8 protein-coding genes are annotated in these 18,410 nt (G+C 41.7%); 2 read left to right on the top strand and 6 right to left on the bottom strand.

Annotation, left to right across the window (positions count from 1 at the left end; translation table 11 throughout):
* The first annotated feature begins 20 nt into the window (after nt 1-20).
* Entirely contained in the window at nt 21-1,772 is a 1,752-nt protein-coding gene (locus P1X15_RS11420) for a PQQ-dependent sugar dehydrogenase (RefSeq protein ID WP_277338253.1), read from the top strand.
* A 30-nt stretch (nt 1,773-1,802) separates the two neighbouring features.
* Here the strand turns inward: P1X15_RS11420 and P1X15_RS11425 are convergent, their stop codons facing one another.
* From P1X15_RS11425 to P1X15_RS11435, 3 genes are all read right to left on the bottom strand, one after another.
* Nucleotides 1,803-2,354 carry an HPP family protein gene (locus P1X15_RS11425; protein ID WP_277338254.1) on the bottom strand — a complete coding sequence of 184 codons (552 nt, stop codon included), beginning with the start codon at nt 2,352-2,354 and terminating at the stop codon, nt 1,803-1,805.
* Between the two features lie 439 nt (nt 2,355-2,793).
* A complete protein-coding gene (locus tag P1X15_RS11430; RefSeq protein WP_277338255.1) occupies nt 2,794-4,035 on the bottom strand; it encodes a LuxR C-terminal-related transcriptional regulator in 1,242 nt (413 codons plus the stop codon).
* Nucleotides 4,036-4,302: 267 nt separating this feature from the next.
* Nucleotides 4,303-9,249, bottom strand: coding sequence for an SdrD B-like domain-containing protein (locus tag P1X15_RS11435; protein ID WP_277338256.1), 4,947 nt, complete (start codon nt 9,247-9,249; stop codon nt 4,303-4,305).
* A 533-nt stretch (nt 9,250-9,782) separates the two neighbouring features.
* Here P1X15_RS11435 and P1X15_RS11440 point away from each other — a divergent pair.
* Nucleotides 9,783-14,726 (top strand): C25 family cysteine peptidase, encoded by a 4,944-nt coding sequence (locus P1X15_RS11440; protein WP_277338257.1) that lies wholly within the window; start codon nt 9,783-9,785, stop codon nt 14,724-14,726.
* On the opposite strand, the gene P1X15_RS11445 is transcribed toward P1X15_RS11440, so the two are convergent.
* From P1X15_RS11445 to P1X15_RS11455, 3 genes are all read right to left on the bottom strand, one after another.
* Nucleotides 14,715-15,770, bottom strand: coding sequence for an acyltransferase (locus P1X15_RS11445; RefSeq protein WP_277338258.1), 1,056 nt, complete (start codon nt 15,768-15,770; stop codon nt 14,715-14,717). The genes P1X15_RS11440 and P1X15_RS11445 overlap by 12 nt on opposite strands.
* 41 nt (nt 15,771-15,811) lie before the next feature.
* Entirely contained in the window at nt 15,812-17,545 is a 1,734-nt protein-coding gene (locus tag P1X15_RS11450) for a gliding motility-associated C-terminal domain-containing protein (RefSeq protein ID WP_277338259.1), read from the bottom strand.
* A gap of 111 nt (nt 17,546-17,656) precedes the next feature.
* Nucleotides 17,657-18,388 (bottom strand): esterase family protein, encoded by a 732-nt coding sequence (locus P1X15_RS11455; protein ID WP_277338260.1) that lies wholly within the window; start codon nt 18,386-18,388, stop codon nt 17,657-17,659.
* Nucleotides 18,389-18,410: the final 22 nt, after the last annotated feature.

An 18,410-nucleotide genomic window follows, 5' to 3' on the forward strand; every position in this document is an offset into this window, starting at 1 on the left:
GTAAAGTAATGAGCGTTGATATGATAAGTTCGTTTTGTAAAAGTGAGGGTCGAAAGAAGCTGATTGTTTTGCTCCTGCTTTTTGTGGAAATTGGAGTACAGGTTTTCGCCCAAAAAACTGGGCAATCATCGGACAATTATTCGTCTGATCCGAAAATGTTGGCGGTAGGACAACAACTTTTTGAAAACAACTGCTCGTCGTGTCATAATTTCTCGCAGCGAAGTATTGGCCCAAGCCTGCAACAAGCCACCATTGAATCTAAGAAAGTTTGGTTGAAAAAATTTATCCGAAACGCTCCTGCGATGATTACTTCAGGAGATACGAGAGCAACCCAACTTTTTGAAGAATATAAGCAGATGATGCCACCCTTTACATCGCTAGGTAATAATCAGGTAGAGGCTATTCTTGCCTTTATTCATAAGAACCAGCAAGCGTCTGCCAATCAACCAAAATTAGTAGATACAGCCATTAAGGATCCGATACCAGCCAAAATTCCGCAGACGGGTGGACAATTGTATTTACAATATCAATCCACTGCTCCAGCCACTAGCACCACAGCGCCGTTGGCTCGCATCAATAAAATGCAAGTGTTGAAAGGTCCTAAAGAGCGTCTTTTCGTCATAGATTTACAGGGTATTCTTTATGAAATTACTGATAGCGTATGGCAGATTGCTATGGATATTCGCCCATTGCGTCCCCATTTTACAACATCTCCTGGTCTAGGAACTGGTTTCGGTAGCTTTGCTTTTCATCCTGATTTTAATGAAAATGGATTGTTATACACAACTCATGCCGAAAAAGCCCATTCTTTAAGGGGAGATTTAAGCTTTGCCGATTCGATAAAGGTCGGCCTGCAATGGGTATTGACAGAATGGAAAATCGAAGATGCTACTAAACTTCCTTTTATGGGCGATAGTCGCGAGCTACTTCGTATTGATTTGTTGACCATAGCGCATGGTGTACAAGAAATCACCTTCAACCCTTTGGTCACGAAAGGTCATGAAGAATATGGCCTTCTTTATATTGGGATTGGAGATGGGGGAGCCGCTGAGAAAAAAGGCTTTTATCCCCTTTGTAGTAGCGCTCAAATAGCTTCAAGTTCGGTTTTGCGGATTGACCCTTTGGGGCGAAATAGTGCCAACAAGCAATATGGTATTCCGCCCACTAATCCGTTTGTTGATGCGCCAGACCCAACCATACTAAAAGAGATTTATTGTCGGGGTTTTCGGAATCCCAATCGTATCACTTGGACGCCTGATGGCAAAATGCTCATTGATGATATAGGACAATCAAACATTGAAGAAGTAAATTTGGGCATAGCTGGCGCTGATTATGGATGGCCCGAACGGGAAGGAACTTTCTTAGTCAATCCGAGAGAGGATATTAATAAGGTCTTTGTGTTGCCTACTACCGAACTCCCTAAAAAATATACATACCCGATTCTTCAATATGATCATGACGAAGGTCGTGCTATCTCAGGCGGTTTCGTTTATGATGGTCGGGCTATTCCTGCGCTAAAAAACAAATATATTTTCTCCGACATCACCAATGGTCGTGTTTTTATGGCAAACAATCAGGATTTGGAGTTGGGAAAATTAGCCCCGATTCAGGAATTGGAAGTCTGGGTTGACAATGAGCTTACTACGTTTCAAAAATTAAACGGAACCGCCAAACCCGATTCTCGTCTAGGGATAGGACTGGGCGGAGAACTGTATTTTTTTACTAAAGCCGACGGAAAACTTTATAAAGTGGTGGACTTTCGGGCCAAGTAATGTAAGTCTAAAAATGATTAGTGTCTCCTCCTACCTATATTTTCTTTCCCAGATTTTGTACCAATTTTTGTTTTTAGGATAAGCGCGATGACCAGCGCGGTTGTTGACAACTAGTGCTACTAACAATAAAATCAAAACCCCCGTCAGTACTGGATTCAGTACATATAAATAACCCAGTGAAGTGATTTTGGGTGAGCCTAGGTTGGCAATCAATGCAGTGGCGCCGCCAGGTGGGTGGAGTGTCTTGGTGATTTGCATTACAACGATTGAAACCGACACTGCCAAGGCTGAAGAGAGCCACAACTCGTGAGGGATTAATAGATGTACTGTAACTCCTATGAAGGCACTTATTACATGGCCACCGATGAGATTGCGTGGCTGAGCCAATGGGCTATTAGTAATACCATATAGCAAGACAGAGGTAGCTCCGAAGGAGCCAATCAAGAAAAGATTATCGGTAGAACTTATCTTGTTTTGATTGAGAAAGCCAATCAAGCCTATCCCAATAAACGACCCGACGAATGTCCAAAAATGGTCTTTAAAATCGATGAGCGTTTCTTTATAAATGACATAGCGTGCCATGAGCACTTGTCTTTTAAATTTTCTTTTCAACGTTCAAAAAATCAGTGGATGGAGGAATACATTTACTATCATCAAACCTGTGTGAAAGAATGATAGTTCGGAATTTTATTAAAACTTTAATAATTGAAATAAAACAAGTTGGGAAAAAGAGCGTTGATATACAAGTGTATCGCTGTATTATGGATAAAAGACTTAAGGCAGGAGGATTATAAAATAAAAAAGCCAGTGGGTTAGCACTGGACTTTTTTGAATTGCTCAAACTAGGTGATGATTAGGATTTTAAGTTAGGTTAGGTAGTTTGTTGATTCATCATAAGGTCGTCTAGTAAGGTAAAGAGTGAAGGTTCCCAAAGTTCTTGTATTTTCTTTAGAATTGCACCCCCCAAAAGGGTAGTTTTGTACTAAATATTGAAGACTACCCCTTAGGGTAGTCTTCAATATTAGCTTCCTTTGTTTTTGAGACGGACCAAAAACTCTTTCCTATCCTTTACTTCAAGCAACAAATAGATGTTTTTGATGTGATATTTGACCGTGTTTTCTGAAATGAAAAGTTTTTCCGCAATTTCTTTGTTAGATAGTCCTTTGGCGATGAGTTCTAGTACTTCTTGTTGTCGTTGGTTGAGTAAGTCGAGACGTATATTTCTAAACTCATTGCTAGGCTGATGGTAATGCTCGTCGGCGTATTGTTGGAGTGAAGACTTCATGTTTAAGAATTCACTCTCTAAGCGTTTCCTTTTATTTTTTTGTTGCCAAAAAGCATAAAACGCCCCCAAACATAAAATACCTAGTAGCACAGAAGCCGCAATTATGTATAAAATTTGACGATTTTTGGCTTTAATTTTTTTTTCCTGCAAACTGGTTTCAAGGTTTTCTTTCATTAAATTGACTTCAGCCAGCCGCTCATTCTTTTTATAGATTGAATCAAGTTTGTCTATCTCATCTTGAAGCTGACCCATTGCTGCAAACTCTTTATTGCGTTTGTAGATGTTGCGTAGTTCTTCTTTAGCATAAATAGCGTATTTGAGTATACCGCATGAATCTGCATAATGGAGTGCCTTGTGATAGTTTTCTAAAGCCCTAGAACGGTCTCCCATTTCTTCATAAAGTTGCATCTTTTTGACGAGTGCCATTGGCAAGTCACACATTGATACACCTTTGATGTTTGCAATGGCAAGATCATAAGTGGCTTCTGCTTTAAAATAGTCTTTATCCAAAAACTGAAGATAAGCACGCTGCATTTGGAGTTTAGCGACAAGTTCGTTGTTGAGGTGCTTGAATGAATTGGCTTCTAAACTAAGCAATAAAGTATCGGCCTGAGGGTATTCGTGGATGTCAAAATGAGCTAATGCGCGCTGAGCGTTGATTTCGGCGAGATATTTGCCGTCAGGGTCTGAGCTCTTGATCTCTTTGTATGCTTTGTTAAGATAGTGGAAGACAGACGTATAGTCAAAAAGCCGTTTGTGCGTATACGAAAGCAAACGATATACATGATAGCGGTCGTGGGCGGTGAGTTTGTTGTTGTGTAATTGAGAAAGTAAAAGTTCTTGTGATGCTTTAAAATTAAGTTTATTGTTAAAATTATATACTTGATCTTCTATTGTTTTTACATCTATGGTTTGCGAAAATAGCGAAGTGGAAAAAGCTAACCCGCAGCATAATATAGTGGATATAATTATTCTCATAGCGCTTAGTAATTTTCTGCAAACTAATAAAAATTGAAAGAATTAAATAGATATGTAAGTCATATTAGAGGCCAAACCGGTTAAATAATTGGATAATTTACCTATATGTACTCTTGAAAACATAAAATTTACATAAACTATCTATAACACCATTATATCTCAATAGAATATACGTGCAAGGAAGATGATAACAAGGCAGCATTTCATACAAAAAATCCGAACCAAAAAGATTTTGATTCGGATTTTGGAAAGAGGAAGGTTAATCTTTTAGAGACCTGTTTTTTTTGTCTTGTGAATAATGACAGGTATACATAAATCGGGAGGACAACAGTTGTCGCTAGGTTCGATGATGACTGGGCAGCATCCTTCCACAGGGCAGGTATTGTTGGTAGCCGTAAAAGTATAAGTGCCTGTTTCGCCAAGTAGTACTTCATTACCCTGAGCTACAGAGGTAGAACCACCATCTTTAAACCACACTACGCCAGTATAATGAGCCGGTAGATTAACTTGTACTTTTTCGCCGACACACAATTTGAAAGGAACGCTAAAGCACTGACGATCTAAATCATCTTCTGTCTCAGAGTCGTTGTTGGGAGTAGAGTCTTTATCCGGCTGGTCGGTCTTACTGATTTCGGCTTTGTTGAAGTGAACACCTTCTTGAATTACCTTGATTTTATAAGTAAGAGTGACAGTATCACCATTAGCTGCTATGTTGCCGATGTTCCATTTAATGACCTGATTAGTGATGCTAGCCGTACCGCGCGAAGCATTGAAACTACCTACCACAAACGCCACACTGTTAGGGATAGAATCTGTCACTTCTACACCCGAAGCATTGTTGGTAAACTCATTCCATACTTTGATTGTGTAGGTTAGGGTATCGCCGATATGAGCAATTTTGCGGCTGATTGATTTGCGAAGAGCTAAATCTACTTGGCAGTCGATAGCGGTGACTAGGATAGCTGTACGGGTTTGCTCAATACATAGAGGACTCACATCAGCAAGTTGAACATAAAACGTATCTGTAGCTGATACAATGCCAGAAGGTTTGAAGGTTAGGCCTGTGCCTAGCACTTGGTTGCTACCACTGCGGTACCATTCGACACTTGCATTGCCCACAACGTTTACGGAGAGTGTTGGGATTGTATCTCCAATACATACGCTGATATTAGGGGTAAGTACAGTTACCTGAGGACAGTTGCAATCAGGAGCTACAAGTGTAGTGTCGAATTTGCAACCAGCAGATAGACTATCAATAATAACAAGATTGACACCATTTGGAATACCTGATACGGTATAATTATTGGCCGATGTGCTGGTCAGGGTTCCTGCATTTACTTTGAGGCTACCATTGGGGTTAAGCACTGCAAAGCTTACGCTGTATACTGGCGTAGTAGGAGAGCAAGCAGGTGCACTTGTGATGGTCCAAGTAGGAGCTACGCACGGTTTTACTAAAGCTGCATCGATGGTCGGATTGTCTTTGTCAATACCTGTGCCTAGTGGATTAATGACAATTTTAGGGCTAAAACCTGTGGCTGAATCGAAATCAGAATCGAGCGTATCGTCTCCACCTTTATTGGTAGAGTCTGACAAGATGCAGGCTACCGGAAGGCTTTGCGTGACAATTTTGACATAATAATCGCCCGCATCAAGATTGGTAAACTCATATTTACCATTGCTATCAGTGGTGTCAGTAGCAATAGCTACGCTTGTAGTACTACCTTTGTAAAGCTCCAAGATTACCCCTTCAACTCCTTCTTCTCCACTATCTTGGATTCCATTGTTGTTGAGGTCTTTCCATACAAAGTCTCCGATACTTCCTTTGGGCGAATAAAGCGCTCCGTCGATAGTTGGATTGTCTTTGTCGATACCATTGCCAAGTGCATTGATACTTACGACAGGACTGGTTGCGGTGGTTGGATCAAAATCTGAATTGAGACTGTCTGGTACGCCAGCAGCTTTGTATTGACTGCTAATAGTACAACCATCTGGAAGAGAAGAAACGAGTATTTGTACTTGATAATCTCCAGTGGCGAGGCTGTCAAAGTTATAGTAGCCATTGCTATCGGTGGTATCAGAGCCAATGACGGCACTATTTTGCAATAATAAAATAATTACATCTTTCACGCCAGGCTCTAGGGCATCTTGGCGACCGTTGTTGTTGAGATCTTTCCAAATAAAATTCCCTAAGCTACCTAATGGGCAGATAGTTTTTGAAAGAATAATGGTAGTGTCTTTGTAGCAACATACACCATTATAAAGTCTTACCGTGAAAGTATCAGCAGCAGCAGTAGGATTAGGTAAATTAGCAATTACGATGCTATCGCCCGTTATTGCGGTAGCATTGTCGTATTGATTTCCCAAAAATACACTTCCGATAGAATACGCAAATTTGTCGGCACATTTGATATTAGTAAAGCGGATGCTTGCATCATTGTTAGATTGACCTGTACCTGTGCAAGTAGCAGTTTTTACAGAGATGGTTTCGTTATAAGGTAATATGCAGTAAAAGCCAGCATCAAAGGTGTGGTTGACAGAGCCCTCTGCTCCCGTAGTGATAGTGATAGAAGGATAAGTGCCTGCTGTGATAGTACTTACTGCTGCATCGCTGTCAATCAAATCATTGCTACCAGCATTGGCTTGGGTTAGGATAAATTTCCCTAAGCCAGCGACAGTCAATGTATCGCCTGAGGCATTGACTTGATTTCCGGTTCCAAATACAATTTGATAGCTAGTGCTTGGCAACAAAACAGTATCTGCATCTACGCCTACCCATGTACCACTGCCAATTTTAGATTTACTGCTGAAATAATATTCGCCAGTAAGATTTGTTTTAGTGGTTGCGATGAGCGTATTGCCTTTGTATAAAGATACATTGACGTCTTTCAGTGCTTTTTCACAGGGGTCTTGAATACCGTTTTGATTGGTATCTATCCACACACGGTTACCAACTTCTAGATAATTGGGTAATAAACATGTTACTTCTAAATCTCCTAGACCCGTGGATTTTCCAAAAGTTCCACTTTCGTTGTTGGTATTATAAAGAACAAATCCCATCTCAGGGCCAGTAGGAGATAAGCCCGTGGTATTGCTGAGATAGCGTACTCCACCAGAGAAGTTAGTACCAGTTTGGTTTTGGTCTACAGGGTCCATGGCGGTCATGATTACTTGCCCTGAGCCAGGTTTTAAAGCTAAAGCACCAAATCCGATTTCGGCATGAGTAAGGGCTCCGTTGCCTCCCAAGAAGTCGTCATTGTAAAACTCCCCAAAGCCAGGTCCTTGGTTGTTGTTGACACCTGACCCGTTGAATCCTGGTACTTTTCCGTTATTCTCTAAAATATAGGTTCCATTCGTAAAAGCAGCTCTTAAAATATCACCTCCTGACAATCCTGTATAGACACCAGTTCCCGAAAGAGGATAGTTATTGTAACCTGATTGAAGGCCAGTACGGTCACCTAAAGCCAATACCATTGAACCATCGATATCAAATTCAATATCGGTAAGCATAGGCTGAGGGTGAAGGATACGAATGAAAGTCCCATTGGTAGTGTTGCTGTTGATATCGTTAAAGTTGTCGGTCCAAGGATACCAGCCTACTCTATCTACTACAGCAGGGGTGGAGTTGATCAAAACAGCTCCTTTAGGATAAGTAAGTGGAAAATCAAAAACTTGGGTAAATGTAGCCCCGTCAAAAGCCGAGACATAACCCCGTAGGTTTGATTTTGTGGAAGAAGAGGCATCGCACACCGACCCCACATATACTTTTCCTTTATATACTTTGGTAGCAAAAGGGCGCATAGAACCATCTACACATCCAGGGTCAGGAATAGCCCACGAACCAGCCAAAGTAGGATTGTTGGTTACGCTTATATCTAACTTATATAGTTTTTTGTCGTATAAATTTACAAAATAGAGCGCTTTACCATCTTCCGAGATTTCTAAATCGCCTATTCCTACTTTGCCAATCAATGCAAACGATACCGCATCATTACTAGGCTGTTCGGGGTCATTCAATAGACCTCGGCTAGCATTGGTGACTCCAAACCAAGGGTCGCTAGCAGTACTTGCCCCTACATTGATATTGAGAGGAGAAGCAGATACATCTATATAATTTGAAGTGGTGTTGGTAGCCATGTCAGTGACATAAATACCTCCTAGTCCCAAAGGCCCAAGCCCTGCGTGGCGCTTCAAACTTGCCGAGGTGTAAGTTTTGTTAGTGTATTTGTCGTACGCTACCCCCCAAAGGGTACCGACGGTTTCGGCTTTTGCTAAGACGGTAATCTTTAGCATGTCTTTAGGCCCAGACGTGCCGTAGTTGAAAGCTACCAGAGCATCCATTTGTCCACTATTGCTACCCACTTCTGGGTTTCCGGATACGTAGCAAGGAACTACTATTTGAGGAGTAGTTTGGCAAAAATCATTATTATCCAATACCCCTAAGTCAATATTACAATTAGGTGCATCCACAAACTGAACTGTAGTACGCCCATCAGATCCATGGATGGTGCCTTGTCCTGCATAAGAAGGCAAATTGCTAAATTCAACCCTAATAGGATAATTGGCTTGGGGAATGTCAAATAGGTATTTTCCTGAAGCATCGGTAGTAGTAGTATAAACAGTGCCGTCACAAGCGGTAGCAGTGACAGTAACATCGGCAATACCGTTGATTTCTCCTGCATCTCTTAGCCCATCTGCATTATAGTCACTAAAAACTACCCCACCAGCGTGGGTGCCATCACAGACTAACGGTGGGCAAGGGTTTGGAATCGCCACCACCTCAGTATCTGTACAGGCAGGAAGTGTCGTAAAATGGGCAGTAACATTGCTGTTGGTACCCGTAGCGTTGACTTCAAATGCAACTACTTGGGGAGACACAATCGTCTGGTTGCCTTGGATGTTTGTGGCGGGGTAGCTTACTTGATAAGTACCTGGTTTTATGTATCTCTTTTCACTACCGAGCGCTACTTCAATACTATCCCCCGCCGGAGGGTTTTCCCAAGAAACTTCTATACTTAAGGTGACTTTACTTTGATTGTTTACGTAATAGCAATTAGAAACGATTACTTTATTGATGTTGATACCGCATTGCTGAGCGTAGAGAGGAGAGGCAAAAGCTAAGCCTACAACAATCCCCAAACATTTGAAGAGAGTATAGTGCCACGGGAAAAAATGAATCTTTTTAGGGAGAGAGTAATAATGGCGAGATAGATTCATAATATATGTTTAATAAGTTAGGTAAATAAAGAATGCCAGTCGCTTAGTAGCATTGCCCTTTATAATGCAAAATGTATACCATTTGGACTTTTCTGTCTTACAAAAGGGATATTGTCAATTTTTTATTGGAAAAGTTAAATTTTTAAAATGTTTTTTGAGGAGATTTTATAAAAACAATAATCAAGCCAAAAATGAAGAAGAATAATTGAATGTTTGGGATATTATTGTTTTTGAAAAAGTTGACTCCTTCTTGAGGAAGTAAATACAGTTAAATGCAGAGTTTGCCCGCAAAACAACTAGGGAAGTAGGGGGTAGAAGAGAAATTTATCAATGAAAAAATATTCTTAAACGGTAATTTATTTTTATTTTTTTGTCTGATTAGGAAGTTTTATTTTATTTAAAAAAATATGTCAATTAGTGGCTTTGTATGGAGATGAAACAAACTAGTCTAATACCTATCAATTTTGGGCCAAATTTGCCATTTCTTAGGCATGTGGCTAAATTGCATTTTCAAATCAGTAAAATAAAGTCAAATGCGAGTTCGGTTAGCGGTCTTATTTTTTATTTGGTTCTCTCTTTCTTTTACCTCTCTCTTTTCGCAGGTTCGGTATGGTAACGAATGGCTCAATCCCCAACAAACTTACTTTAAGATTCCTATTGCTAAAAAAGGATTGTATCGCCTGACATCTGCTGAGTTGAGACAAGCAGGCGTGCCCATAACTGCTGTTAATCCCCAACAAATACAAATGTTTTTTAGGGGTGAAGAACAAGCCATTTATATTGAAGGAGAAGCCGACGGGCGTTTTGATGACGCTGATTTTATTGAGTTTTATGGGCAGGCCAACGACGGTACGCAAGATTCTCTGCTGTATATTCCTCATAGTGCGCAGCCGCACAAAATCTATAATTTGTACAGTGATACCACGGCTTATTTCCTGACTTGGAGACTGGATACGCAAGCCGGCAAGCGAATGGGGTTTTATGAGGAGCAAAATACAGCCAACCTTACCCCTGAAAGCTATCACTTGGAAGATTTGTGGGTGTCAAATATTGCGAGTTATTCTTACGTGGGAATGTCAGAAGGACTTATCTATCCTTTAGGAGCATCGGTAGGGGCACAGCACTCTTATTATGATTATGGTGAAGGATGGTCGGGAGTAGAACTTTACAAAAATGCGGTGGTAACTAAAAAGTTAACCCTTGAAAATCTACTCCGAAATGGCACTAAGCCACAGCTCGAACTGCATGTGATGGGGCGCGACCATCGGCAGCATCTTATAGAAGTAAAAGTAGGGCCTGGAAGTGTTGCCAACAAACTCTTAGACACTTTGCGGTTTAATTTTCAGTATTCGACTCTTTTCCGAAAAGATATTGATTTGGCAGATGTGTCAGTGGATAGTAATTATGTATCAGTGGCGACGGTGTCGCGTGGGGTTACGCCCAATCAACCCGATGATGTGTATAGTATTACATATTATCGAGTACGTTATCCTCAACGGTTTGATTTTGGCAATAAAACCCACAAGAGTTTTTATTTGTTGTCTGCCAATAATGGCAAATCTTATGTTGAGATTCCTAACGCTACGGCTCAGGTGAGGTTGTTTGATGTCACCGACCCAAATAATCTCATAAGGGTAGGAACCACTTTTCAGAACAATACTCTCAAGGCCATAGTGCGGGGTACTGCTAGCTCCCAAACACTTTTTGCAACCCGTGAAATCTTATCAGTCCCCAGTATTCAGCGGATTGGATTTAGGACTATCGACCCTGCCAAAGCCACTTACCTGCTGGTGACTCATCAATCTTTAGCGACGGCAGCGAAGCAGTTTGCGGGCTATCGGGCTTCTCCTAGTGGTGGTGGATATGACACCCTGACGGTAGATATGGGTTTGCTCATCAATCAATTCAACTATGGGGAATTTAGCCCTTTGGCTATTCGGCGGTTTGTGCAGTATATGGCCGATAAAGGAAACCCCCGCTTCTTGTTTATCATCGGACGTACCGAGCAAGTGGACCTCAACCGAAGTCAAAGCTGGCGAACTACCCGAGATATGGTGCCGACTTTTGGGTGGCCAGGGTCAGACAACCTCTTTTCTCATGGTTTGAAAGGGCAAGCTCCTCTGGTGGCTGGTATTCCTACGGGGCGATTATGGACGGCATCGCCGCAAGTAGTGTTGGATTATTTAGAAAAAGTAAAACTCCACGAAGCTACCCCCATGAATGCCCTCTGGCGCAAAAATATTTTGCACCTCAGTGGGGGGACAGATTCCTTTGAACAAGGGCAATTTCTGCAAATCATGAATGGGTTTAAGCAAAAAGCCCAACAAGAATACTTAGGCGCACGTGTGACTACCATCACCAAAAAAACGGATGAGGCAGTAGAGTATGTGGGTATTGCCAATGAAGTAAACGAAGGGGCGGGATTGATTACGCTTTTTGGGCATTCAAGCTTGAGCGTAACAGACATCAACATAGGAAATGTATCAAACGATGTGTTGGGATTCAGAAACAAAGGACGTTATCCGTTGGTGTATGCCAATGGTTGCGTACTTGGAAATTTTACTTTTACCGAAAATACCTTCCCAATCGACTGGATTGGAACTAAGGAGAGAGGGGCTATTCTGTTTTTAGCGCATTCTAACCTAGCTTTTGTGTATTCACTAAGGGATTTTGCAAATACTTTTTACGATACCTTTCTGGGAGATACTACATTTTTAAACCGACCTTTTGGTGAGGTTCATCAGCAAGTGATTCGTAAAACCCTCGCAAAGTATCCCAACGACCCCATTTATCAGGTGGATGCCCAGCAGATGAGTTTACAGGGTGACCCTGCTATCATACTTTTTCCCACCAAGCACCCCGATTATACCCTCAATAGTCAAGGTATCGGTATCAGAGATAAAAACGGAGGTGCCGTAGGAGCGCTGAGCGATTCGCTCAAAGTGCAAATGGTGGTGTCTAATCTTGGCATATATCGAAAAGAAAATCTGCCTATTCGTCTTTTGCGGACTACTCGCGACGGAGCCGTAAGGGTTTTTGATACTGTGTATCCGGCGGTAGCTTATCAAGATACGCTGAATATGTATATTCCGCACGAACGCACTCAAAGTGGCCTCAACCGTTTTGAGGTGGTGATAGACCCAGAAGGAACTTTGTCAGAAATGGATAAGCCCAACAATACCGCTGCTATTGAAGTGACGCTTCCAGCAGTGGGGGCGTATCCATTGTTTCCAGCAGAATACAGCATTGTTTCTACTTCACAAAATGCTCAACCTCAAGTTCAGCTTGTAGCCCAGCAAATAGAGAATACCACTCGCAATTATGTTTTTGAATTAGATACCACAGCTCGATTTGATAGCCCCTTCAAAAAATCACAAACGGTGACTGCCGCACTCTTGCCGTCATGGAATCCACCACTTTTGACACGCGACTCTACTACTTATTATTGGCGTGTAAGATATGCCGATGTTTCATCAGCTTCTGACAATGTATGGAGTGGAAGTTCATTTACGTATATATACAATGGTGGAGAAGGCTGGACTCAACGCCAGCCGTCTCAATTTATAAAAGCAACACCGTTGGATGTGAATTTGTCGGTGGCGTCTAATCCTACTTGGAGTTTTAGCTCTTTGTCTGCTCCCATCAAAGCCGTGGTGGCAGGAAACTCCGTAGGAGGATTCAATCAAGGGTATAGGGTATCTCAACTTTCGATTAGTGATATTTTGTTTGTTGCAGACGGAAATTGCACCACTTTTCAAGGTTCCAATGCAGAAGCAAACATGGTGATGACTGCTCTTCGAAAAGATAACCTTCAGGCATATTCAGTGATGCCGCAGCTCAACTGTGGCAATCCCCCTTATGCTATGAATACCCTGCGTCAAGCAAATATTATTTCTAATCAACTTTTTAGCCGTTGGCTTGATGCTGTGCCAGAGGGAGATTGGATTGTGATGATGACCGTGGGAGCGGTTCAGTTTAATCTATGGCCCGCTTCCGAAATTGCGAAGTTAATAGAACTTGGCTGGACAGACGAAAACCTAGCTAAGTTGAGAAACCCTTCGATGTTTATATTCCAAAAAGGAAGTAAAAAACCAGCCCTCGAACTATCGGTTGATCCCAACGAAATCGCTCCTTCTTTACGTGCGCTTTCTTTGGACAATTATACCTTAAAAAGTACAAAGTCTCGTGGCTCGATTGTGTCTTCATTAATTGGCCCAGCCAAAAACTGGAGTTCTCTGAAGTATCATCTCAAATTGCTTCCTCAACGGCATCGAGCATCGCTGCAAATAATAGGCCTAGACTTAGAAGGTAAAGAGACGGTCTTGCCCCTTTCGCAAGGAGCTTATAGCGTGGATTTGACTCAGATAGATGCTACTCGCTTTCCGTTTTTAAGGCTCAAATTGGATTTGGAAGATGAGGACTTATCGGCACCATTGCCCGCACAGCTACAAAATTGGGGGATCAATTACACCTCAGTAGCCGAAGGCGCCGCTTCTGCCAATCTCAACGGAACTATTGAGAAGCAAGAAGGAGAAACAATGACGGTCAAAGTAACTTTTAAAAATATCTCAAAGGTTGCTTTTCAGGATTCGGTCATTGTACATCAAACGCTCTTTGGCCCTAAAGGTGCTCCTCAAGTCAGCGAACGAAAACTGGCACGTTTATCCCCTAATGAAGAAGTAGGGTATGACATTGTGTTGCCGACCATAGGGCGCAGTGGAGACAATCGACTGTTGGTCAATTTTAATCCACGACGCCAGCCTGAGCAAAGTTATTCCAACAATGTTATCAACCTGCCGATCACTGTGATACCTGATCGAACGCCCCCGGTGCTAGATGTAGTATTTGACGGGCAGCGTATTCGTAATGAAGAAATTGTGTCGGCCAATCCCTTGATTTTGATGCAGATGAAGGATGAAAATCGTTTTTTGTTTAAAAATGATACCATAGGCATTAATGTATTTTTACAAAGACCCAATGCGCCAGATTTTCAACGTATCGCTTTTGATAACAAGGTCCTGAAATTTACTCCTGCCAATGCCCAAAATTTGTACACTGTATCTTACCGACCAGGTGTTTTGCCAGATGGACTGTATCGGTTAAGAGTACAAGGTGCTGACGCGTCTAGCAATCCAACGGGTGTTTATGAAATTGCTTTCAGGGTCATCAATCAACAAAAAATAGTGGCCGTTTCGACCACCCCTAATCCTGCAAGCAGTTTAGTGCGGTTTTCGTTTACGGTTACAGGGCAGCAAGCTCCCGATAAGGCCTCTCTTTCTATTACAGACATAAACGGACGTATTATCAAAAACATATCAATAGTACCCAGAATTGGAGTCAACGAATGGATATGGGATGATGCCGTAGCGTATCCTTCGGGGGCGTATTTTTATAGGTTGCTGGTTCAAAAAGATTTCCAAGAACTATCACTAGAAGAAGGAGTGAAAATGTCTGGTAAGTTGTTGTTAATCAGGTGATTTTGTGTGTTTGGTGATTGTGCACTGTAATGGTTTTTCAACAAAAAAATAGAAAGCCATCGCCAACATCCAGAGGATGATAAATTGCCCTAGTTTTTGGGTAGTGAAAAAACGTTGTATCATTACTGGAAAAGGCCCCAAATGGATAAGATAAAAAGCGTAAGACGCTTTGCCAAATAGCACAAACCATTTGTGAGAAAGCAACTTATAAAGAAGGGTGGCTTCTTTTACTAGTCCTATGAGAAGAAGCCCTAGGCTCAACGGTAAGCATATATTGTAGAGAAGCCATTCAACCTGAAAAGCAGGGAAATGATATTCATCAATCGCCATAACATAAAGGCCTACGATGGCCATAGACAATAAAACTCCCCAAATAGTGGCATATTTTGGTTGACGAGAAGTGGAGGCATTGCGGCAATACAAGGCTATGAAGATTCCTACGCTAAATTCAAAAAAGCGCCCTAGCAGCGTATAAAAACTCCCAAAAGCGAGATTTGGAGAGTAAAATACGAAGAGAGAAATCAAAAAAAACGCAAAAAGCCCAAGAAGTTTTATCCATTTTTGGTGAGCGATTGTCCGAATCCACCACGGCGCAAGTACATAAAATCCTATTTCTACCGTCAGTGACCAGCTTTGTGAGATTCCTTTAAATGCTAGAGTAGGAAACCATCCTTTAATGAGAAAAACATGAGTCAAGAAGTCTGACCACGAGAGAATAGTGGATCCGTTTTTGAAAATAAGAATTGTATAAAGCAATAATAGTAATACCCAATACAATGGGAAAATACGGGCGAAACGACTCACATAAAAATCTCGTAAAGAGAAGGTTGAAGGCTGCCATCGTGAGGCATAATTCCACGTAATGACAAAGCCGCTCAGTACAAAAAATAAAGTAACGCCTATGTATCCTTCTTGCGCGATACGATGTAGCCACGTATTGGGAAGAAAAGGATTGTAATGATGAATATATACCAATGTGGCCGCTACCGCTCTTAAACCAGTCAGAGAAGGTAGGTAACCAATGGGGTTTTGGGGAATATTCAAATCAAAGTATAAAAATTTGGATTGAGCGAGCAAAGATAATGCTAGGGAACCAACGCTACCGCTCCTCGGTACAGATTCGTTTCGCCGTTTCTGAATTCTACCAAGATTTTGTAAGCATATACTCCTTCTAGTATCTTTCCCAAATACTGACCATTCCAGCCATAACTAGGGTCGGAAAATGGAAAGTTTTCGGCCTTAAAGACGGTTTCTCCCCAACGGTTATAAATAATCATTTCTTTGATGATTTTGACACAAGTATTGCCATACACAAAAAACACATCGTTTTTTTGGTCATTGTTGGGCGAAAATACTTCGGGGATATAAATATTGCAGGGCAGTACTGATATTACGACTTTCTGGGTTTGTTGGCAAATCTGACTTTCATTTTTGAATAAAACTGTATAAGTAGTACTAGACGTGGGATGTGCCCAAGTGGTATTGCAAGTAGGGCATGAAAGCCCCGTAGGAGGGCTCCATTGGGTAGTAAAATATCCTGACGGTTCAATACTTGTTTCGAGCAAAACACTATCTCCTTGCACAACCGTCTGAGGCGGTGGTACGATGGACTGCATTTTTTCTACTAAAAGTGTAGTGGTTATGATACTATCACAGCCCGACGCTCGTCGGATAGAATTAATATAAGTACCCGTTTTTACATAGGTAGAATCACCCACTCGTATGTTTTGCCCTTCACAAATTGTAAAAGATTGAGAATGTCGTGCCGTGGGGATAATTTTTAGATTGAGTCTGATTGTACTGTCGCATACATTGGCACGGCGGATGGTATTTACATAATTTCCGGTAGTGTTGTACACTCTATTGTCAACACTGTAAGATTCACCTTCACAGAGAGTAAGGTTGATAGTGGTATCGGCTTGATAAAACTTTACTTGATAATCTAGCTGAAATTGACAGGATTCATTGAGCTTGTCGAGGGGTGAGATTTTGACTGAATATACATCTCCTAAATTAGCTTTAATCCGTACTGTGGATTGGGTTTGTCCATCTTGCCAAGTATAATTTCCAAAACCGTCGGGAGCTTTTACGGTCATATAACCTTCTTCATCAGGACAAAGTGAGGTCGGTTTGATTTCTGCTTTGAGACATTGTGCATCAAAATAAGCATACCCATAGTGCCGCATTTCGGTACACCCATGGGCAGTCACTTCCACATTGATAGTGCGGCCGATGTAATTGCGCAAATCAATGGCACCCGTACTCCAATTTCGATACTCTATATCGCCTTGTTTTTTAAAGCCTTCGATAATACCGCCCTTTTGGAGTTGTGCACTAAAAGCATTACACGCCAGAGGTTGCCCGTTGCTATCAGAAATCAGAATGTTAAATCCTGCTTTTTGATAATCTTCATGCCGACTGTCGTTTTGTAGCACTACTGCAAATTGGTATTGAAATATGGGTCTTTCGGGATTGACCACAAATGAAGTCTTGATACGGTCAAAAGTACCGCCCTGTACGGTATTTCCGATTCGAATAGAACGGGTACTTCCAGGAGCTACCATGGGGATTTTTTCGGCAGTAACTTTTGGGTCAGCTCCATCACTGATTTGGGTGATATAATGGCGGTTGTTGACAGTACCTGTAACTTCATTGATAAAATTAACTTTCTCATTAGATGAGTTAAGGGAACCATTGGTAAGTGCCCATCCTAAGGAGCCACCTGTTTCAAAACCAATGTTGGTACAATCTACTTGTTGACTATATACACATAATGAAAGATGCAAGACAATTACGAGTAGGGTAAAATACCTTTTCATAGTGTATGTTGAGGTTTAGGAAGGGATGTCCGACTATACTTTACGCATCTACGCTAGAGGGTGTTGCAGTCTCCTTAAGTGGGTCAGCACTATTTTTAAAATCGGCTATGATCAAAACCTCGTTTCGAGATAATAGGGGAGCATTTTGTGCCAAGTCGGCCAATCATGTGGAATATCATGTCCCCAAATATCCAACTCATGTGGTATGGATTTGGAGTGAAGAATACTCGACAAAAGACGCGAGGCATCGGGGGCTTCGTAGCTACCCGAACCACTCAAAAGGTGAATATGCTTGCTGGCTCTGTATTTAGACAAATACGCTTCATCGTGTAAGTTGCGTAAGTAATGCACGGGGGAATTGAAGTACACATTGTCGTCATAATGTCCCTTGGTGTAAGCAGTAAGGTCATAACAGCCACTCATAGCGATGACGCCGTTGATTAAATCGGGACGTCGGAAAAACAAGTTGGCCGAATGTAAAGCCCCAAAAGAAGCGCCTGCCGCAATGATAGGAGTTTCGGAACTAGTTTGGCTTTTGATATAAGGGACGACCTCATTATAAATGTACTCGTTGAATTGCTGGTGCCGAATACCTTTGGCATGTCCGCCCATGTGAGGGTTCATCCAGCTTTCAGTATTGATACTGTTGACACAAAACACCTTTACTTTACCTCCATCGATATATTGACTAATACTATCAATGAGGTGTTGGCGCTCATACTCTAAGTAGTCTGAGGCCGCAGTTGGAATCATCAAAAGCCCAAAACCATAATGGCCATAAACCGCTATTTCGGTGTGTTTCTGGAGGTTGGGGCTATACCAGTTGTCTAGTTCGCGTTGCATACAGTGGGGATTGGGATAAAAA

It is taken from the genome of Runella sp. MFBS21 (genome assembly GCF_029433105.1).
Classification (GTDB): Bacteria; Bacteroidota; Bacteroidia; order Cytophagales; family Spirosomataceae; genus Runella.

What these genes read in the sequence shown, in the direction of transcription:
- P1X15_RS11435 (WP_277338256.1), bottom strand. Translation starts at nt 9,249, where the DNA reads ATGAATCTATCTCGCCATTATTACTCTCTCCCTAAAAAGATTCATTTT.
- P1X15_RS11420 (WP_277338253.1), top strand. Translation starts at nt 21, where the DNA reads ATGATAAGTTCGTTTTGTAAAAGTGAGGGTCGAAAGAAGCTGATTGTT.
- P1X15_RS11440 (WP_277338257.1), top strand. Translation starts at nt 9,783, where the DNA reads ATGCGAGTTCGGTTAGCGGTCTTATTTTTTATTTGGTTCTCTCTTTCT.
- P1X15_RS11450 (WP_277338259.1), bottom strand. Translation starts at nt 17,545, where the DNA reads ATGAAAAGGTATTTTACCCTACTCGTAATTGTCTTGCATCTTTCATTA.
- P1X15_RS11430 (WP_277338255.1), bottom strand. Translation starts at nt 4,035, where the DNA reads ATGAGAATAATTATATCCACTATATTATGCTGCGGGTTAGCTTTTTCC.
- P1X15_RS11425 (WP_277338254.1), bottom strand. Translation starts at nt 2,354, where the DNA reads ATGGCACGCTATGTCATTTATAAAGAAACGCTCATCGATTTTAAAGAC.
- P1X15_RS11455 (WP_277338260.1), bottom strand. Translation starts at nt 18,388, where the DNA reads ATGCAACGCGAACTAGACAACTGGTATAGCCCCAACCTCCAGAAACAC.